The sequence below is a fragment of the Gillisia lutea genome (assembly GCF_021568705.1).
Taxonomy (GTDB): Bacteria; Bacteroidota; Bacteroidia; order Flavobacteriales; family Flavobacteriaceae; genus Gillisia; species Gillisia lutea.
In genome coordinates, this window is the sequence record NZ_JAKGTH010000008.1 from 123,415 (window position 1) to 143,311 (window position 19,897).

The window sequence follows — 19,897 nt, forward strand, 5'->3', positions numbered from 1 at the left end:
ATATCAATTTGATTTATGGCGAAAAACGACCCTTATGCAGCGTTAAGGTATAGAGAGTTCAATATATTCTTACTTGTAAGATTTGCAATGGTATTTGCGTGGTCTATGCAGTTTGTAGTAATAGAGTGGGAGGTATACAGTATAACCAAAAATCCGCTCTCGTTAGGAATTATTGGATTAATGGAGGTAATACCTGCCGTATCCTTAGCCCTATTTGCCGGACATATTGTAGATCAAAAGGAAAAGAAAGGCTTACTTATGAAGTGTATTTTAGGCTTCTCTGTAATTAGTTTAGGGCTTTTCTTGTTAACCTGGCCACGGGTTATAGGAGATATTTCTACAAATATAATTTTGTATGCCATTTATTTTCTAGTGTTTTTGGGTGGTATTGTTCGTGCCTTCTTAGGTCCTACTATCTTTTCTTTATTCTCCCTGATTATACCCAAAAAAATATATCCCAATGCCGCCACATGGAGTAGTTCTGTATGGCAAATGGGTGCGGTACTTGGTCCTGCATTAGCTGGTTTTGCTATTAATTGGATAGGAGTACATTGGTCTATGTGCTTAGTTTTTGCATTTTCTTTAATGGCTTTTGTCTCATTAAGTCAAATCCCGAAGAAACCTATTCTAAACACAAAAATAGGAGAGCCGGTGATGAAAAGTTTAAAGGAAGGCATAAAATATGTTTTTGAAACAAAAATTATTTTAGGCGCTATCACTCTGGACATGATCGCGGTTCTTTTTGGTGGTGCCGTGGCTTTACTACCTATTTTTGCACAAGATATATTAAAAGTTGGTCCGCAGGGATTTGGTATTTTAAGAGCTGCTCCTGCTGTAGGCGCACTTATTATCATGTTCACTTCGGCATATTTTCCACTTAATAAAAATGCAGGAATGAAGCTTCTTGGGGCGGTTTTTGGTTTTGGGCTATGTATGATAGCTTTCGGACTTTCTACCTGGTTTTGGATATCGGTCCTTGCCTTGTTTTTTAGTGGTGTAACAGATGGTGTTTCTATGATTATTAGACAAACCATTCTTCAATTAAAAACCCCCGATCATATGAGGGGAAGAGTGGCCTCAGTAAACTCCATGTTTGTTGGCTCCTCCAACGAGTTAGGTGCTTTTGAAAGCGGACTTACAGCTAAATTAATGGGTACGGTTACAGCGGTGGTATTTGGAGGAAGTATGACATTGCTTACAGTTGTTACCACCGGAATAATATCGCCAACATTTAGAAAATTAGATTTAAGAAAGGATCTTAAAGAACACGAAGAAAATAATTAAAAAGGGATAATATGAAAATAGGTTTTATAGGTTTAGGAATTATGGGTGCGCCAATGGCAGCCAATTTATTAAAAGGAGGACATCAGCTATGCGTGTATAATAGAACAAAGTCTAAAGCTGTTGCACTTATCGAAAGAGGGGCAGAATGGGGAGATTCTCCCAAGGAAATAGCTAAAGATGCTGATGTGATTATTACAATGCTAGAAAACCCGACCGCTGTAGAAGAAATGGCAGTAGGAAAAGATGGTTTCCTGAAAGGTTTGAAAAAGGATACTATCTGGATTGATAGCAGTACCGTTAATCCGAGTTTTAGTAAAAAGATGGCAAAATTAGCAAATAAACATGGAGTCCGATTTTTAGATGCTCCTGTCTCAGGATCAAAAGTTCCGGCAGAAAAGGCTCTATTGATCTTTTTAGTAGGAGGGGAGCAGGAAGACCTTTCGGAAATACAACCTTTATTGGACCTTATGGGAAACAAAACCATACATGTGGGTGAAAATGGTAAAGGAGCGGCCATGAAAATAATGATCAATCAACTTCTCGGGCAAAGTATGTTGGCTTTTTCTGAATCTCTTTCGCTGGGAATAGCAATGGGTATCGACAAAACAAAAGCTATAGATATTCTTTTGGAATCGGCTGTTACACCACCTATTTTAAACGCATTCCGGTCGAGGATAGAAGATGAAAATTATGAGCCAAATTTCCCTTTGAAACACCTTCAAAAGGATCTCCAACTCTTTACCGATACTGCGTACGAATATGAAAGAGCGGTACCTTTAACCAATACTGCGAAAGAAGTATATGCCTTGGCAAAACAAGATAAACAGGGAGATCTAGATTTTTCTTCAGTGTTTAAATTTCTGAATAAATAAAATAGTTAATAGGAGAAGGTTTCCCTAATTTTCAAATTTCCAGGCAATAAATCTGCTGCGTTTGTTGCCTTGTTCCATTTCTATGGTTTTATGTGTGACTTTTAATCTATCTAATTGTTTATAGATCTTTGCTAAGTTTTCCTTTTTTGAAACCAAAGAAGTAAACCAGCCTACCTGAGTTTTAAAATTTACACTTTCCTTGATCATTCTTTTAATGAAAAGTGCCTCTCCGCCATTACACCAGAGCTCATTTGCCTGTCCCCCAAAATTTCTGGTCAACAAATTTGACTGTCCGAGATTTTTTAATTTTCTAAAAGTCCCACGCTTTGCAGCTTCTTCAGATGGATGAAAAGGTGGGTTGCACATGCTAAAGTTGAAATATTCTCCTTCTTTAATAATACCGCCAAAAATATTAGCATTATTATCTTGCTGTCTTATTTCAATTAACTTTTTAAGACCGGGCGTCATTTTTACATTAGCCGTAGCTGCAGCAATTGCATTTTCATCTATATCAGCACCAAACATCTTCCAATTATAAATTTTGGCACCAAGAATAGGATAGATACAATTTGCTCCTACACCAATATCAAGTCCTTTTACATTCATTTTGATATTATCTTCAGCTAAAAGATCATATATGTGATGGATATAATCTGCTCTTCCCGGAATAGGAGGACATAAATAGTTCTCGGGAATTTCCCAATCTACTAGCTGATAATGATGTTTTAAAAGGGCCTTGTTCAATTGAAGTACCGCCTTACTATCGGCAAAATCAATACTTTTATTTCCAACTGCATTAAGGCTAACATATTCTCCTAATGGTTTATGGCTTTTAATTAAAGCGGTGAAATCATAAGAATTTGCTAGAATATTTTTTGGATGTGGCATGAATGAAGGAGTTATTAGCATTGTTTTGACAAAGATACGGCCTTACAAACTAAAATAGAGTAGTGCACTAAACATACTTTCAAATCCATTATTTGCAATTAGGGTTAAGATTTTCTAAAATTTATAAGAAAATAAAATATTTACTCCAAGCATTTTCTTTAAATTAAAAAGGAAGATTTATATTTGCATATAATTAAAGCAATTATCTGGACAGGTAATTATGTACATCAACAAATTTTATATCAATCATTTGTTTTTCACTTCATTTTAGCTTAAATTATTCCTTGTATAACTAATTAAAACGAATGGCAAAATCACAGCAGACATTTAATAAAATTGAAAAAGAAAAGAAGCGCTTAAAGAAGCGTGAAGAAAAGCAGAAGAAAAAGGAGGAGCGCAAAGCAAATCCTAAAGGAAGCGAATTTGAGATCGCTTACGTGGATAAATATGGTAATCTTACCGATACTCCACCGGATCCGGATGATAAGATTGAAGTAGAGCTGGAAAGCATTGAAATTGGAATTCCTAAAAAAGAGGATTCAGAAGAAGAAGATCCAAAAGCTGACAAACAAGGAAAGGTTTCCTTCTTTGATCACTCTAAAGGTTTTGGTTTCATTATAGATTCTATGTCTCAAGAAAAATATTTTGTTCACGTAAGTGGACTGATAGATGAAATTGAAGAAAACGATACAGTTACTTATGAACTGGAACGTGGAATGAAAGGCATGAACGCAGTTCGCGTAAAGAAGATCTAAATTTTAGAATCAGATATAATTTAAAGCAGCTATTTTTTAGCTGCTTTTTTTTGTTCCAAATTTAAGTACGTGTCTTTTCCATTCTGGTTACTCGCTGCCAATGTAAATTTCCAAAAGATGAAAACTTCCATAAGCATATTCGGAATTTTTATAGTGATTTGGATACTCATAAATATTTAGTTGGCGTAGCTTTCGAACCTTATCCTTCATCCTTCGTATTTTAATATTCCTATCTGTGGGCTCAGCAAGCGCCGGTAATAGACAAGAGGAAAAAGATGTCGTTCTAGGCAGGATTATACGATCAATTAAAGTTAGGTTTAGAGATAAGAATACTCGACAAAAAAATGATCATCTTATAATTCATCAACCAGAAAACTCTTAAACATTCAACAAGTACAAGTAGAAATGATGGAAGATATCCTGAAACAACCGAATAGTAAATAACACTCATAAACATATAAACCTCACATTGAGCACCTTAAATTATTTCAATTAAAATTATGATTTCTATTCATTCAAGGTTCATATAAAATTTTATATTTGCCGCCTAATTATCAAGAATCTCAAAAGGAGATAGCAACCTGCAATAACGAGCAAGGTGCTAAAATGATAAGCCAGTACTTGGAAAAAATGTTAATCATACTTCCTTTATTCTGCTTTTCTTCCCCCTTTTTTGATTCATAAGTATTTAATTTTATGAATGAATTATCGAACAGAAAAGGCTATTTTCAAGCTTTATTACCCTTATTATTATTTGTGCTAAGCTTTTTAGGGGTTGGAATCTATTTAGACGACTTCTACGCTTTACCTTCTCCTATTGCTGTGATCTTGGGAATTGTACTGGCTTTTGTAATGTTTACTGATAGTATACAAACCAAAGTAGATACCTTATTGAGAGGTTGTGGTGATGAAAAGATCATTACCATGTGCCTAATCTATTTACTTGCCGGAGCATTTACTGTAATTTGTAAGGCAACGGGGAGTGTAGATGCTATTGTAAATTTAGGGCTAAATTATATTTCTTTAGATTACCTATATGTGGGGGTATTTATTATCGCAGGTTTCTTATCAATATCTACAGGAACTTCAGTAGGCGCTATTGTCGCGCTAGGTCCGATTGTAATAAGTTTTGCAGATAGATCGGGAGCTTCTTTAGGTGTATTGAGCGCTTCTTTGCTTGGCGGTTCTATGTTTGGGGATAACCTTTCCATCATTTCAGATACTACAATTGCTGCTACCCAGTCCTTGGAGGTAAAGATGAAAGATAAATTCAGACAAAATATTCTCGTGGCACTTCCGGCAGCATTAATCACCATAGCAATATTGTTTTTTCAAGGTACTCTCATAAAAGATATCGCAGAAATAGATCAGGATTATAGTTTCGATTTGATAAAGATCATTCCTTATTTGTTAGTCATCATTTTGGCAGTAGCAGGTTTAAACGTATTTACGGTATTGTTTATCGGTATAATAGCTGCGGGAGTTATTGGATTAGCTTACGGAGATTTCGGACTCCTTGAATTTGCTAAACTCTCCTACGAAGGATTTACGGGAATGACCGAAATATTTTTGCTTTCCATGCTAACCGGGGGGTTGGCTGCTTTGGTGACTCATGCAGGTGGACTACGTTATATTATAGATATCATCAGTAAAAAGATTAATAATAGAACTGCTTATTTTGGAGTTGCAGGCTTAGTGAGTTTAACTAATTCCGCTATTGCAAATAATACAGTTTCTATTATAATTACAGGGCCTATAGCTAAAGATCTCAGTGATAAATTTAGGTTAAGTCGAATTAAGGTCGCTTCCGTATTGGATATTTTCGCTTGTATCATTCAAGGCGTCTTGCCGTATGGAGCTCAGGTATTGCTTATTTTAAGTTATGCTGGAGGTAAGGTCGATTATTTTGATCTGATATCAAATGCTTGGTATTTGATGTTACTTTTAATTGGAACGTTAGTATATATCCAATTCAGCAATAAAAAGCTTAAGATTAGGGAGGTAGTTTAGTGTTTTTTTAGATTCAATTTAACCTTAACAAAGGGGAGAGGCTTGAAAAGATTTTATAGTTATATTCGCAGCTTGAAAGAATAGCACTATGGAGATTAAAGATACGGAAGAAAGCGCGAGGCTTAGTCAACAACAAATTGACACCTGTATTTCAATGTTAGAAGCTTTGGTAGCCGATACCAATCAGGTATTTGAATTGCCAGAGGAGAAACGTATTGCTTTAATGACGGCAGCAGGTTCTCTTACCAGACCAAGCCGAGATGAGTTTATTAGAAGAAAGAAGGATGCAAAGAAAGCCGCTAAGCGCAAGATGATCGAGCGCGATAAACATGCTCGCAAGGAAACTGGAATTAGAAGTGCTCGTGAAAATGTAGTTTTTGTTGCTCCTAAATTAATAGAACTTTCTAAGAAAGCTGAAGAAGAACAGCCAGAATTGGAATCACCAAGAAACTGTTACGTATGTAAGGCGGTGTACACTAAACTGCATCATTTTTATGATACTATGTGTACTGAATGTGGTGATTTCAACTATGCTAAACGTTTTCAAACTGCTAATTTGAAAGGACAGGTAGCGGTAGTTACCGGGTCTAGATTAAAGATTGGGTATCATATAACTTTAATGTTGTTAAGAGCCGGAGCAACCGTGGTTGCCACTACCAGATTTCCTGCAGATTCAGCTTTAAGATTTTCGAAAGAAAGTGATTTTCCAGATTGGGGACATCGATTAAAGATCCACGGTCTAGACCTTCGCCATATTCCAAGTGTAGAGATCTTTTGCAATTTTATAGAGCAAAAGTATAGTCGTTTGGATATCCTTATAAATAATGCTGCCCAAACAGTAAGGCGTCCTGCTGGTTTCTATCAGCATCTTATGAATAAGGAAGAAATGCCTATTAGCTCTTTACCTCAATATGCACAAGAACTTTTGGCAGATCATGCAAACTGTTTAAGCGAATTAAAAACATTGACTTCAGGAGCTTCTAACAACCAAAATATGCCGGTTACCTGGCATGGTCCAGAACCAGGAATTGGGTTAAGAGCTTCTGCTAAACTATCTCAAATTCCCTATAGTTTTGATAATTCCCTTTCTGCTAAAGAAGTTTTTCCGGAGGGACAGTTAGATGCCGATTTGCAACAAGTAGATCTTAGAAAGACCAATAGCTGGCGACTTAAATTAGGAGAGATCGAAACCACTGAAATGATAGAAGTGCAATTGGTAAATTCTATCGCTCCTTTCGTGCTTTGTAATCGTCTTGCTGATTTAATGCGAAAAGAAAACACAGGTAAGAAACATATTATCAACGTTTCTGCAATGGAAGGAAAATTCCACCGTTTTCATAAAGAAGACAGGCATCCCCATACCAATATGGCGAAAGCTGCATTGAATATGATGACGCATACTTCAGCCTCTACCTTTGCGATAGACGGAATATTTATGAATGCCGTAGATACAGGTTGGGTGACCGATGAGGATCCTGCTGAACTATCTAAGAAAAAAGTAGAAGTGCATGACTTTCAACCCCCATTAGATATTGTTGATGGTGCAGCTCGTGTGATGGATCCGTTATTTGACGGAATTAACACCGGGAAACACTGGTGTGGGAAGTTCTTGAAAGATTATATGCCTATAGATTGGTAAGATTATAAAATACCTACAGGATTGCGGCAGAATAAAACTTACTTTTGCCGCATGTCAAATATCATAAAAGAACAAAAGTATATCCTGGATAAATTGGGTATAGAGAAGCTGAATCCTATGCAGGAAGAAGCACATCTTGCCATAGATTCAAGTGCTAATACCGTTTTGTTATCGCCTACCGGAACAGGAAAGACCCTTGCGTTTTTGTTACCAATTATCAATGCTTTAGAGGTTGACTGCCACGAGGTACAAGTGCTTATTCTTGTGCCTAGCAGGGAACTTGCAATTCAAATTGAACAAGTTACTCGTGAAATGGGGTCCGGTTATAAAGCAAATGCTGTATATGGTGGTAGAGCTTTCTCAAAAGATAAGATTGAACTAAAGCATCGCCCTGCTATCTTGATAGGCACACCAGGTAGGATTGCCGATCATTTAAGAAGGGAAACTTTTGCTATTGACGATATAAAAACCTTGGTTTTAGATGAATTCGACAAATCTTTAGAGGTTGGTTTTGAAGCGGAAATGAGTGAAATTATAGAAGCTTTACCTCATATTTCAAAACGCATACTCACTTCGGCTACCCAGGAGATAGAAATTCCAAAATTTGCTGGAGTTATAGATCCTTCTGTAGTAAACTATTTAGATACAGGAAAATCTCAACTAGATATTAAAACAGTACTGTCTCCTAATAAAGATAAATTACAGAGCCTAGTTCAACTTCTTTGTCAAATAGAAAACGAACCGGGGATCATATTTTGTAATTTTAAGGATTCCATCCAGCGGGTAAGTGATTATTTAACCGATCATAATATTTCTCATGGTTGTTTTTATGGAGGAATGGAACAGAAGGATAGAGAGCGTGCGCTTATAAAATTCAGAAATGGAACTCATCAGCTTATTATAGCTACAGATCTTGCTGCCAGAGGGATAGATATCCCGGAAATGAAATTCATTATTCACTATCAGCTTCCACTTAAAAGTCAGGAATTTACTCATAGAAATGGACGTACGGCTCGTATGAATTCGGCAGGTACTGCTTACGTCTTGCAATGGACCAAGGAAGATTTACCGGAGTTTATAGATCCTGATACTTCCGTAGGAGAAATAGATAATAGTAAAAAGTTACCTAAACCCTCATCCTCTAAGTGGGAAACCATATTTATTTCTGGTGGTAGGAAGGACAAGATATCTAAAGGAGATATAGCCGGTTTATTCTTAAAACAAGGTAATTTAGAGAAGAATGAGCTTGGAACTATAGAGCTTAAACAAGACTGTGCTTTTGTGGCTGTTCCTGCAAGAAAAGTAACTACGCTAATTAAAGAGCTCAATAACTCAAGACTTAAAAAGAAAAAGGTAAGACTTAACCTGATTTAAAAATTATCACATGAAACAAGAGCAACCCAACAACCCGTTACATGGTATTAAGTTAGCCGATATTCTTGAATTTTTAGTTGAAAAATATGGTTGGGACGGGCTAGCTAGTAGAATTAATGTTCGCTGTTTCACTTCCAATCCTTCAATTAAATCCAGTCTAAAATTCTTGAGGCAGACTTCGTGGGCCAAAGAAAAAGTGGAGCAACTCTATTTAAGATCTATTTAAGGTTATTTAGTATATGTTATATTTATAGATCTTACTATATAATTTTTAAGAAATATGGCTAAAATTTCAGGGTGGCTGAATAATTTTGTTTCTCTTCGTTATCTTCCAAGATTTCTGTCTCTAGTATATAAAACCAATAAACCCCTATTTATTGGCAATGTACTTTTAAGACTTATTAAGTCGCTTTTGCCTATAGCCTTACTTTGGATTGGGAAAGAAATTATAGATGAAGTAATACTTCAAATAAACAATCCTATTGTTGACCTTTCCAGGCTATATATATTAATTGAAATTGAATTCGGATTAGCCATTCTAAGCGATGTTTTTAATAGATTGATATCACTTACCGATGGATTATTAGGCGATCTGTATAGCAATGCCTCTTCCATAGATTTAATTCAAAAGACCGCTAAAGTAGAACTCGCCAATCTGGAAGATTCTGAATTCTATGACAAATTGGAAAGAGCCAGAAGGCAAACTACTAGCCGGGTTTCCTTAATGTCTAATGTGTTATCCCAAGCGCAAGATATTATTACGGTAACCTCGCTTATCTCTGCACTTATATATTTTTATCCCATTCTTATCTTATTATTGATCATTTCTATTATCCCCTCATTTATAAATGAATTAAAATTCAGTAAATCCAGTTATTCTCTTCAAAAAAGTTGGACGCCGGAACGTCGGGAATTGGATTATATGCGAATGATAGGGGCGAGCGATGTAACTGCCAAGGAGATCAAACTCTTTGGTTTGGCCGATTTTATAAGTGACACTTTTAAAAATATAGCCGATAAATATTATCAGGCGAATAGAAAATTATCAATTCGCAGAACTATCTGGGCCGGGCTTTTTCACATAATTGGTGATATGGCCTATTATGGCGCCTACATATTCATAGTATTAAAAGCAGTTATTGGCGCTGTAACCATTGGAGAGCTCAGTTTTCTGGCAGGCTCCTTTAATCAGCTAAGAAACCAATTACAAACGATTTTTTCAAGATTCTCTTTAATTACCGAAAGTGCTTTGTATTTACAGGATTATTTCGATTTTATTGATATGGAATTCGATGATGATCTCGGGTTTGAACTTTGGGAAACCCCCACCGATATCAAAACAGGAGTTACTTTCAAAGATGTAAGTTTTAAGTATCCTCAATCTAACACCTATGTGCTCAAAAACATCTCGTTTGAACTGATAAAAGGTGAAAAGTTAGCTTTAGTAGGGGAAAATGGTGCAGGAAAAACAACTCTTATTAAATTATTACTTCGCCTGTATGAACCCACCAGTGGATCAATTTTATTGGATGGTATAGATATACGGCATTATCATAAAGCTGAATATCAGAAACTGTTAGGAGCAATATTCCAGGATTTTGTGAAATATTATTTAACAGCTAAAATAAATATTGCGGTTGGAAATATTGTAGAGGTAGAAAATGATGATAAAATACAAGATTCAGCTACTCGAAGTCTGGCAAATGAAGTTATTGAAGGTTTACCTCTGGGCTACAATCAGGAATTGGGAAAACGGTTTAAAAAAGGAGCTGAGCTGTCAGGAGGACAATGGCAGAAGATAGCGTTGGCAAGAGCTTACATGAGTGATGCATCAATCATTATTCTAGATGAACCCACTTCAGCTTTAGATGCCAGAGCAGAATATGAGGTATTTCAGCGTTTTATAGGGCTTACAAAAGACAGGACAAGCATTATTATTTCTCACCGATTTTCAACCGTTAGAATGGCCGATAGAATTTTGGTTTTAAAACATGGAACGATCCTTGAAATAGGTACTCACGAAGAACTTATGGAAAATAAACAATTATATTCCGAATTATTTGAACTACAAGCGGCTGGTTACAAAGATTAGCACCTATTTTTAATTAAATAATTAAAAGAGTCTCCTCAATTGAATAATTTATTTTAATTCACCAGAATTTTAAGAATTTATTAAGAATTCAGAATTAAACCCTATATTTCGCCGTTTTAATTACTAATCCCCATAATTCACCTTACTTATCACATTATGAAATCATATAGTATTACAGAGATCAATTCAATTTTAAATGGCGAACTGATAGGTAACCCCGAGTTAATTATTCAAAGGCCCGAACAATTAGAACGAGCTACGAGCACTGATATTACTTTTATTGGCAGCACTAAATATATTTCACTGTGGAAAACTTCCAAGGCAGCAGCTGCTATTGTAAATGAAAATTTTAACGTAGAGCCGGGCGAGGGCAGGGCTTTAATAAAAGTTAAAAATGCAGATTTAGCAATGGCTCAAATTTTAGAGGTCTTCAATCCGGGTCCACCTGAATTGGGAGTAGACATTCATCCTACTGCGGTTATTCATGAAACAGCAGTTATTGGTGAGAATTGCATTATTGGCGCTGGATGTTATGTGGGGAAAGATGTGAGACTAGGAAAATCGGTGGTACTATACCCAAATGTTACTATTTTAGATAAAACGAGCATTGGTGATCATACAGTGTTGTGGTCTGGAACAGTTATTAGAGAGCGCTGTGAGGTGGGAAGCCATTGTATTATACATTCTAATGTAAGTATAGGTGCCGACGGGTTTGGTTACAGGCCATGCCCCGAGGGTAAAGGTTTGATAAAAATTCCTCAAATTGGAAATGTTATCATCGGAAATGGAGTAGAGATTGGTTCTAATTCCTGTATTGATAGAGGGAAATTCAGTTCGACTATTATTGGTGACGGTTGTAAGATTGATAACCTCGTGCAAATAGGTCATAACTCGGTACTGGGTCGCTCTTGTATTATGGCAGGTAGTAGCGGACTTGCAGGTTCGGTTACCCTGGGCGATGGTGTAATAATTGGTGGAAGTGCATCTATTAAAGACCATACTACCATTCACTCTGGCGCTATTGTAGGAGCGGGATCAGGGGTGATGAGAGATGTGGCAGCGGGACAAACCGTTTTGGGATACCCTGCCTGCGATTCTAAAGATATGTTGAAACAATGGGTTGCCCTAAGAAATTTGATAAAGAATTAATTAAGCGTAACCCGATTTATAACAGAAGATTCCTTTTCTTTAAAACTGGAAAGGAATTCATTTTCCCTATTAATAGCGAAAAAGAGTGCTTATCTTTGTCAAAAATCTATTTATGGCAAATAAGTTCTCCCAGTTAGGAATTTCAGAAGATATTGTAAAAAATCTTGATCAATTAAAGATCATTACTCCAACAGAAATTCAGGAGAAGTCCATTCCCATCCTATTAGATAAAACAGAAGATTTTGTTGGAATAGCAAAGACAGGAACAGGGAAAACTGCGGCTTTTGGTTTGCCCATATTACAACTTATAAATACCGAGAAAAATCATATTCAGGCCCTTATTCTGGTGCCAACGCGGGAGTTGGGACATCAAATTTTCAGCAATTTGGAAGCTTATGCCAAAAATTTACCTGATGTTTCTATAGCAGCTACCTGTGGAGGAATTCCCATTAAACCCCAAATAGAACGGCTTACAAAACCCACGCATATAGTAATTGCTACTCCGGGAAGGCTCATAGATCTTATTAAACGAAAAGCTATAAATATTAAAGAGGTAAACTATCTTGTGCTGGATGAGGCCGATGAAATGGTGACTTCACTTAAAGAAGGTTTAAATGAAATTGTAGCTGAACTTCCAAAGAAAAAAAGAACTTTCCTATTTTCTGCAACTTTGCCAGGGACTATAAAACAACTTATTCAAAATTATATGTCCAAACATGTAATTCAGGTAAGTGTTGCTATGTCTACCATAGGGAACCAAGGAATAGATCATGAATTTGTGGTGGTGGAACCAATAGAAAAATTGGATGTGCTTATGCATTTCTTGTCATCTAAAGAAGGAGAACGCGGAATTATTTTTTGTAAGACCAAAGCAGCAGTTAATAAGCTAGCTAAAAATTTGGCAATCAATAGATTTTCTTCAGGTGCTTTACATGGAAGCCTTTCACAGCCAATTAGAGACAGGATTATGGCACAATTTAGACAAGGTAATATCAATATCCTGGTAGCAACCGATCTTGCTGCAAGAGGTATTGATGTGAAGGAGATCTCTTACGTTGTAAATTATCACTTGCCTGATGTATATGAAACTTATGTACATAGAAGCGGAAGAACAGCCAGAGCAGGGGCTAAGGGTCTTTCTTTGACAGTGCTTCAAAAAGAAGAGGTGCCGGATATTGCGGAATTTCAGGATGAACTAGGAATTGTTTTTCGAGAATATAGAAAACCTACCCCTGAAAGCGTTGAAGAGAATAACACATTATTATGGGCAAAACAAATTTTCAAGACCAAACCCAATCATGAGGTTTCTCCAGAGTTAAAAGAGAAGATCAAAACGGTTTTTCATCATTTAACGAAAGATGAGTTGATAGAAAAGATGTTAGCTTCTTACCTATTACAACGAAAAAGTGATCTCCTAATCAAAGCTGAACTTCCTGCAAAAAAGAAGAAATAATTTTATACAGTTAAAAAACATTTTTATTACTTATAGATAGTTTTAAATATGACTATGGAAAAAGGTTTATATGAAATCTGAAGCTTAAAACCCCGAAGATGTTATATGAATCTTTTCATTTATAGTCTGTTACAACCCTTCTTCAAATAAGCACTTCTAGCTAAGAATAAATAATACTACCAGAAGACATGCTTTATATAAGAAAAAAAAGACTAATTTCGCGCCTCCTTTAAAATGAGGCATTTATGAAGCGTGTGAACGAATACAAGAAATTATTTAATGTTGAGAAAGAAATAGATCTTAAACAATTAAAAACTGCATATAGAAATTTGGTAAAGGAGTGGCATCCAGACAAATTCCAAGAAGGTGATGAAAAGAGGGAAGAAGCTGAGATTATGAGTCGTCAAATAATTGATGGGTATCACTTTTTGGTTAGTATTGCTCCAGAAACCAAAGCGGCTAATCTTGAAGAATACACTAAAACTATTAACGAATCGGGTATTGCCGATTTCCAACATAAAGGTAACGTACTGGAAGTTTCATTTTTAGATGGAACTACCTACGAATATTTTGGAGTTAACAAAGCGTTGTATATAAAGCTTATTAATTCAGACAGACAGTTTCGTTTTGCCAAGAGAACTATTTTCAATTCTTTCTTGTATAGAAAATCTAAGAAAGATACTGCTATGCAACCGGCTTAGATCTAAACGATTATCAATTTTTAAAAGTCCAAAGAGTTTCATTAATCCTTTGGACTTTTTTTATTCAAATATCCTCATAAATAAAGCTTACTCTTCTATTTAGATTAATTATTAAAGAGAACCCAAGAACTTCTTTTTTTAACGTTCTTTGCATCTTCAAATTTTTCACCTTAAACTAGACTTGATACTGCTTTAGATTATGAATAAAAAAGCTGTTTATGCAATAATACTATGTGCAGTACTTGCGGGAGCGAATGGACTCCTTATTAAATACATGTCGGCAATGACCACCGGATCTATCGCATGGTTTAGAACGGCTATCCCAATTTTTATCCTGCTGCCATTTTTAGTAAAAGATAGAGAACTTGATTTTAGAGGAAACAATAAAAAAATGCTCTTGGCATCTGGTATTAATGCTATTAGAATGTATTTATATCTACTCGCATATATTTACACTTCTATAGGTAATACTGTTGTCCTTTTTTATACATATCCATTATTTGTTACTGCGATAGAAGCTTTATTCTTTAAACAAAAGATAAAACCTAAGCAGTTGTATTTATTGATCTTAGCTTTTATTGGTATCATAATTACTTACCTGGGCAAACCTTTTAGTTTTGAATCTCGAGATTTCATTGGGATGATTTCTGCCTTAGGAGCTTCCATAGGATACGCAGTCACCGTGGTTCTGTTCAAATCGGAAACTCACAATTTTAGTAGAAATCAATTGGTTTTTTATCAGAATATCGTAGGTGCGTTGGTATTTGTACCTTTCTTAATAAGTCTTCCTTCAGTAGAATTAGATCAATTGGGAATGGGAGTTTTCTACGGATTTTTAATAGGAGTGGTGGTATTTAAACTTTTCTTTTATGGCCTTAGACAGCTTTCAGCGGGAACTGCAACCACCTTGATGTATCTGGAAGTAGTAAGTGCCATCTTATTGGGATATTTTGTCTTAGATGAGCCAATAACTCTGAACATTGTTTTGGGAGGAATTCTTATTCTAACAAGTAGTATTTTCATCTCTCGTAAGTCTAAATAAAGACTTAAGTGATTTACTCACACTTTAGACAACAAAGTAAAAAGCCTGAAGAATATACTCTTCAGGCTTTTTAACATTCTAATTGCAATTAGAATGCTACATCACCTCAGTTCTAGACCAAACTCTATGATCTTCTAAAAGCTTAATGAAAGACGAGCTTATCTTTTTAGCAGATTTAGAATCAGCTAATAACACACCGGCTTTATCGTCATTAATCATTTTAGAAAAGTCTGTTTTATCGAATAAAGCCTTGGCTTCTCCAATCCCGGCAATGGGTTTTAAATGCTTAAATCCTTGATCTAAAAACTCAATTGCATCCGGTTCCTTAGATAAAGCATCCACACTTTTCTTTCCGTCAGGCACATAGAAAGCATCAAATACAAATGGTGCCCCGGTGAGCAAACTGTCATCAACTTTTATCATATTACCTTCAGAGTCTTTTATCTCTCCATGGTGAGGTGCAACGATCTTAGCATAGGCACCCTCTTTTTCAACTGCTGATTTCATTTCCTTTAATGAAGCGGCATCAACCCCATCGGCACACAAGAAAGCAATTTGTCTGGATTTAATGGTCTTTGGATTATCAAAGAACAAACTCAACGCTTCAGATTTCTTAGTCTGCGGATTTGATTTGGTTGGTTCATAATTCTTTTGATCGGCATCGGCAGGAACGCCTTTATTGATAGGTTTCTCGGTTTTAGGAACAGATTTCATTCCTAAATTCTCGGCAACATCTTTTGCAAGCTTAGCATCTATTTCAGAAAGAATTCCCACCATACGTTCTCTAATTTCAACGGTATTAACCTTTCCTAACTCAAAACTAAGGGCATCTATAATATGTTGCTTTTCTATATCGGTCTGGCTGTTATAGAACATAGTTGCCTGGCTGAAATGATCTTTAAAACTTGGGCTTCGTTCCCTAGTTTTATGAGCATCGATCTTCTCTCCATAACTACTGAAACCTCCTTCACTCATTTTTGCCTGAAACGGACAACCTCCACCTAAGGAGTTAGGATGGTAATGGGTTTGGCCTTTATTAATTTCCTGACGCATATGTCCATCCCTTTGGTTATTATGAATAGGCGCTACAGAACGGTTAATTGGAATTTCATGGAAATTTGGACTACCCAATCGTGATAATTGCGTATCTGTGTAAGAGAATAATCTACCTTGTAATAAAGGATCGTTACTAAATTCTATCCCGGGTACCAGGTGTCCTGGGTGAAAGGCAACCTGTTCGGTCTCAGCAAAGAAGTTATCCGGATTTCTGTTTAGTGTCATTTTACCAATACGTTGGACTGGCACCAATTCTTCAGGCACTAATTTAGTAGCATCAAGAAGGTCGAAATCGTATTTATGCTCATCGGCTTCAGGAATAATTTGCACTCCTAATTCCCATTCTGGGAAATCTCCGTTTTCAATAGCATCATGTAAATCTCGACGATGGTAATCTGAATCGGCTCCTGAAATTTTTACGGCTTCATCCCATAGTACGGAATGTGTTCCTAAAAGCGGCTTCCAATGGAACTTAATGAAATGTGCTTCTCCTGTTTCATTTACAAATCTAAACGTATGCACACCAAAACCTTCCATCATTCTTAAACTTCGGGGAATTGCCCTGTCAGACATTGCCCACATGATCATATGTGTAGATTCTGGCATAAGAGAAATAAAGTCCCAAAAGGTATCATGCGCTGAGGCAGCCTGAGGGAAACCTTTATCTGGCTCTGGTTTTACAGCATGGATAAGATCTGGAAATTTCATGGCATCCTGAATAAAAAATACCGGAATATTGTTTCCTACCAAATCATAAATACCTTCATCCGTATAAAATTTTGTAGAGAACCCACGTACATCCCTGGCCAAATCGGTTGAACCTTTAGAACCTGCTACTGTTGAAAACCGAACGAAGACCGGGGTTTTTCGTTCCGGATCATTAAGAAATCCGGCTTTGGTATATTTTTCCATAGATTCGTATACCTGGAAATAACCGTGAGCAGCAGAGCCACGAGCATGTACTATTCTTTCCGGAATACGTTCATGGTCAAAATGCGTGATCTTTTCTCGTAGTATAAAATCTTCTAAAAGAGAGGGGCCACGTTCTCCTGCTTTTAGCGAATTTTGATCGTCATTAATTCTAACCCCTTGATTGGTTGTTAGAAACTGGTCTTTTCCGTATTCAGTATTCTTTTCCAAATCCTGAATTTTCTTTGAGTTGGTTTTTTCTGATTTTTTCATTTTTAACGGTATATTCTCATAATTTGATAGATGAGATTAGTTTTTGGTTGGACCTCTAAATTAAGAAGAAGTGTTTTGTATACATTTAAGCTTTACTTAAACTATTGTTAAGGAAATTATAATAAGTTTAATGAGCTGTTCAAAGGAAGTTTATCCTTAATATTGTAGTTGCCAAAATAGCCGGTATCTCTATGAGTAAAGCTCCTAATACAGTACTTATTGTACTCGCCTTTTTTTCCATTTACTTTATATGGGGCTCCACTTATCTTTTAAATAAGATTGCTGTTACTGAGCTACCACCTTTTATGCTTGCTTCTATTCGCTTTATCACAGCAGGAATACTAATTTTTATTATTAGTAAGCTTATGGGGATTAGCCTATCTATTACAAAAAAGCAATTGTTTAATACTATAATTGCAGGTTTCTTATTCCTGTCCTTCGGAAATGGAATAGTAGTATGGGCATTAAGATATGTAGACAGTGGTTTTGCGGCATTAGAGATCTCAGCACAACCCCTTGTTGTTTTATTATTAATGAGGATTTTAGATGGGAAAAAGATCCAGCCTATGTCTATTATAGGTGTGATACTAGGAATTATAGGAGTTTATCTACTAGTTAGTCAAAAACAGTTATTAAGTAAAGAAAGTTCTATAGTTGGAATGATCATGATATTTTGTTGCTTATTAAGCTGGTCTTACGGTAGTATATTTGTTAGTAAAGCTATCTTGCCTCGTAACTATTTTGTGAATACGGGTTACCAAATGTTCTTTGGAGGAATTATGCTACTTATTTCAAGTTTTATATTTGGAGAAACCTGGTCTATGCCCTACAGTTGGAGCACTCCAGTTCAAATTTCAATGTTACTATTAATTATTTTTGGAAGTATTGTAGCTTTTACCTCTTTCAATTATCTACTCAAAACTGTTTCGCCTGAAAAAGTAGCAACATCAACTTATGTAAACCCTATAATAGCCCTTAGTTTAGGCTGGTATTTTTTAAATGAACAAATTACCACACAATCGGTAATTGCTGCAGCCATCCTTCTTACAGGAGTTTACTTTATTAATACCAAAAAGACAATAGTTCTTTTCTCGAGGTTTCAGGGCAAACTTGGGCGTAAAAAAGTATGATTTAGACAAAACTATTTGGGTGAATTTTGAATTATCTTTAATTCAAAAAAAATATATTTTATCATCTTGTTAATTTAACTTATTAAAAATCACTAACTTAAGTCATATTTAATGAGTTATGCCAATCTTTATGGATCGCCACGATGTTTCTGAAGCTGTAACAGCTGAAATCGTTGCGCAGTTACATAAAGAAGATCTCAAAATAGAGCATAAATATGGCTGCCGGGGTTTAACCTATTGGTTTGATGATAAAAGGAAGACTGCCTTTTGCTTGGTGGAAGCTCCAAATATTGAAGCTATAAAGAAAATGCACGATCAGGCTCATGGTGATGTACCACATATGATAATTGAGGTTGACGATACTATAGTCGAATCCTTTTTAGGAAGAATTGAAGACCCAGTAAAAGCACAGAATACAGAGTTAAATATTATCAATGATCCAGCATTTAGATCTATTATGGTGGTCAAGTTTAAACCAAAATCTCTAGAATTCCCCCGTTCTACATCTCAAAATGAAAGCCTGCAAGATCTCCATAATTCCTTCTCTGAAATCATTACATCTTCTGAAGGCCGAATTGTAAAACAACAATTAGATGATTATCTTCTAATATCTTTTAAATCGGTTACCCATGCCGTTTCATCTGCCTTAGCGATTCAATCTCATTTTAAAGAATTCAGCAATACCTTCAGGACTAATGAGCTTCAACTTAATATTGGAATATGCTGTGGAATTCCGGTAACAGAAAAAAAAGGAATATTTGAGGATACCATTAAACTAAGTGAATGGCTTTGCGATGTGGTGCAAGGAGAAATTGTTCTATCTGCCGATGTCAAAGATCTTTATGAAAGTGAACATAGAAATACCTCTTTGAATAAAGAAGGTGTAACTATTTTAAGCTCATCTAATGAAAAATTTCTTCATATTTTAATGGATTATACCGAACAAAAATGGAATAAAGCCGATTTGAAGATGGATGATTTCAGCAAACATCTCGGCTTTAGTAAATCTCAACTGTACCGTAAAATGATGGCCTTAACCAATACTTCTCCTAACAATTTTTTAAAGAAGTACCGCTTACAACAATCTCTAAAACTTCTAAAAAGCAAAACCGGTAATATTTCTGAAATCGCTTTTGAAACAGGCTTTAACAGTCCCGCATATTTTTCAAAATGCTTTCAGGAAAAATTCGGAATACTTCCCTCCAAATACATTCATAGTTAAACCCCTGAATAGATTTTGAAAAAACTTCAATGACTCAATTTTAGAACT

17 protein-coding genes and 1 riboswitch are annotated in these 19,897 nt (G+C 35.8%); of the genes, 14 read left to right on the top strand and 3 right to left on the bottom strand.

Annotation, left to right across the window (positions count from 1 at the left end):
- Positions 1 to 15 precede the first annotated feature (15 nt).
- Both L1I30_RS07720 and L1I30_RS07725 read left to right on the top strand, forming a co-directional pair.
- A complete protein-coding gene (locus L1I30_RS07720) occupies positions 16 to 1,284 on the top strand; it encodes an MFS transporter (protein WP_236133702.1) in 1,269 nt (422 codons plus the stop codon).
- 11 nt (positions 1,285 to 1,295) lie between these two features.
- Positions 1,296 to 2,156, top strand: coding sequence for an NAD(P)-dependent oxidoreductase (locus tag L1I30_RS07725; RefSeq protein WP_236133703.1), 861 nt, complete (start codon positions 1,296 to 1,298; stop codon positions 2,154 to 2,156).
- Positions 2,157 to 2,180: 24 nt separating this feature from the next.
- Here L1I30_RS07725 and rlmF read toward each other — a convergent pair whose 3' ends face one another.
- Positions 2,181 to 3,044, bottom strand: a complete 864-nt coding sequence (gene rlmF, locus L1I30_RS07730; protein ID WP_236133704.1) for a 23S rRNA (adenine(1618)-N(6))-methyltransferase RlmF — start codon at positions 3,042 to 3,044, stop codon at positions 2,181 to 2,183.
- A 305-nt stretch (positions 3,045 to 3,349) separates the two neighbouring features.
- Here rlmF and L1I30_RS07735 point away from each other — a divergent pair, with 305 nt between their 5' ends.
- Positions 3,350 to 3,799 (top strand): cold-shock protein, encoded by a 450-nt coding sequence (locus L1I30_RS07735; protein WP_236133705.1) that lies wholly within the window; start codon positions 3,350 to 3,352, stop codon positions 3,797 to 3,799.
- Between the two features lie 29 nt (positions 3,800 to 3,828).
- On the opposite strand, the gene L1I30_RS07740 is transcribed toward L1I30_RS07735, so the two are convergent.
- Positions 3,829 to 3,969 (bottom strand): hypothetical protein, encoded by a 141-nt coding sequence (locus tag L1I30_RS07740; protein WP_236133706.1) that lies wholly within the window; start codon positions 3,967 to 3,969, stop codon positions 3,829 to 3,831.
- Positions 3,970 to 4,345: 376 nt separating this feature from the next.
- Positions 4,346 to 4,440, top strand: a riboswitch (SAM-I-IV-variant riboswitch).
- A gap of 55 nt (positions 4,441 to 4,495) precedes the next feature.
- Here L1I30_RS07740 and L1I30_RS07745 point away from each other — a divergent pair.
- From L1I30_RS07745 to L1I30_RS07785, 9 genes are all read left to right on the top strand, one after another.
- The gene (locus L1I30_RS07745; protein WP_236133707.1) at positions 4,496 to 5,809 is read left to right on the top strand and encodes a Na+/H+ antiporter NhaC family protein; all 1,314 of its coding nucleotides are present in this window, start codon (positions 4,496 to 4,498) and stop codon (positions 5,807 to 5,809) included.
- Positions 5,810 to 5,897: 88 nt separating this feature from the next.
- The gene (locus tag L1I30_RS07750) at positions 5,898 to 7,448 is read left to right on the top strand and encodes an SDR family NAD(P)-dependent oxidoreductase (RefSeq protein ID WP_236133708.1); all 1,551 of its coding nucleotides are present in this window, start codon (positions 5,898 to 5,900) and stop codon (positions 7,446 to 7,448) included.
- Positions 7,449 to 7,499: 51 nt separating this feature from the next.
- A complete protein-coding gene (locus tag L1I30_RS07755) occupies positions 7,500 to 8,822 on the top strand; it encodes a DEAD/DEAH box helicase (protein WP_236133709.1) in 1,323 nt (440 codons plus the stop codon).
- Between the two features lie 10 nt (positions 8,823 to 8,832).
- On the top strand, positions 8,833 to 9,048 hold the full coding sequence (locus tag L1I30_RS07760) for a VF530 family protein (protein ID WP_236133710.1): 216 nt from the start codon (positions 8,833 to 8,835) through the stop codon (positions 9,046 to 9,048).
- A 54-nt stretch (positions 9,049 to 9,102) separates the two neighbouring features.
- A complete protein-coding gene (locus tag L1I30_RS07765) occupies positions 9,103 to 10,914 on the top strand; it encodes an ABC transporter ATP-binding protein (protein WP_236133711.1) in 1,812 nt (603 codons plus the stop codon).
- 156 nt (positions 10,915 to 11,070) lie between these two features.
- Positions 11,071 to 12,063, top strand: coding sequence for a UDP-3-O-(3-hydroxymyristoyl)glucosamine N-acyltransferase (gene lpxD, locus L1I30_RS07770; protein ID WP_236133712.1), 993 nt, complete (start codon positions 11,071 to 11,073; stop codon positions 12,061 to 12,063).
- A gap of 112 nt (positions 12,064 to 12,175) precedes the next feature.
- The gene (locus tag L1I30_RS07775) at positions 12,176 to 13,516 is read left to right on the top strand and encodes a DEAD/DEAH box helicase (RefSeq protein ID WP_236133713.1); all 1,341 of its coding nucleotides are present in this window, start codon (positions 12,176 to 12,178) and stop codon (positions 13,514 to 13,516) included.
- Positions 13,517 to 13,761: 245 nt separating this feature from the next.
- Entirely contained in the window at positions 13,762 to 14,217 is a 456-nt protein-coding gene (locus tag L1I30_RS07780; protein ID WP_236133714.1) for a KTSC domain-containing protein, read from the top strand.
- A 199-nt stretch (positions 14,218 to 14,416) separates the two neighbouring features.
- Positions 14,417 to 15,259, top strand: coding sequence for a DMT family transporter (locus L1I30_RS07785; RefSeq protein WP_236133715.1), 843 nt, complete (start codon positions 14,417 to 14,419; stop codon positions 15,257 to 15,259).
- Between the two features lie 96 nt (positions 15,260 to 15,355).
- Here L1I30_RS07785 and L1I30_RS07790 read toward each other — a convergent pair whose 3' ends face one another.
- A complete protein-coding gene (locus L1I30_RS07790; protein ID WP_236133716.1) occupies positions 15,356 to 17,497 on the bottom strand; it encodes a catalase in 2,142 nt (713 codons plus the stop codon).
- A 191-nt stretch (positions 17,498 to 17,688) separates the two neighbouring features.
- Between L1I30_RS07790 and L1I30_RS07795 the strand changes: the two genes are divergently transcribed.
- Together L1I30_RS07795 and L1I30_RS07800 are read left to right on the top strand one after the other, a co-directional pair.
- Positions 17,689 to 18,627: an EamA family transporter gene (locus L1I30_RS07795; protein WP_236133717.1), complete on the top strand. Its 939-nt coding sequence runs from the start codon at positions 17,689 to 17,691 to the stop codon at positions 18,625 to 18,627.
- 130 nt (positions 18,628 to 18,757) lie between these two features.
- Positions 18,758 to 19,849 (top strand): nickel-binding protein, encoded by a 1,092-nt coding sequence (locus tag L1I30_RS07800; protein ID WP_236133718.1) that lies wholly within the window; start codon positions 18,758 to 18,760, stop codon positions 19,847 to 19,849.
- The last annotated feature ends 48 nt before the right edge of the window (positions 19,850 to 19,897 follow it).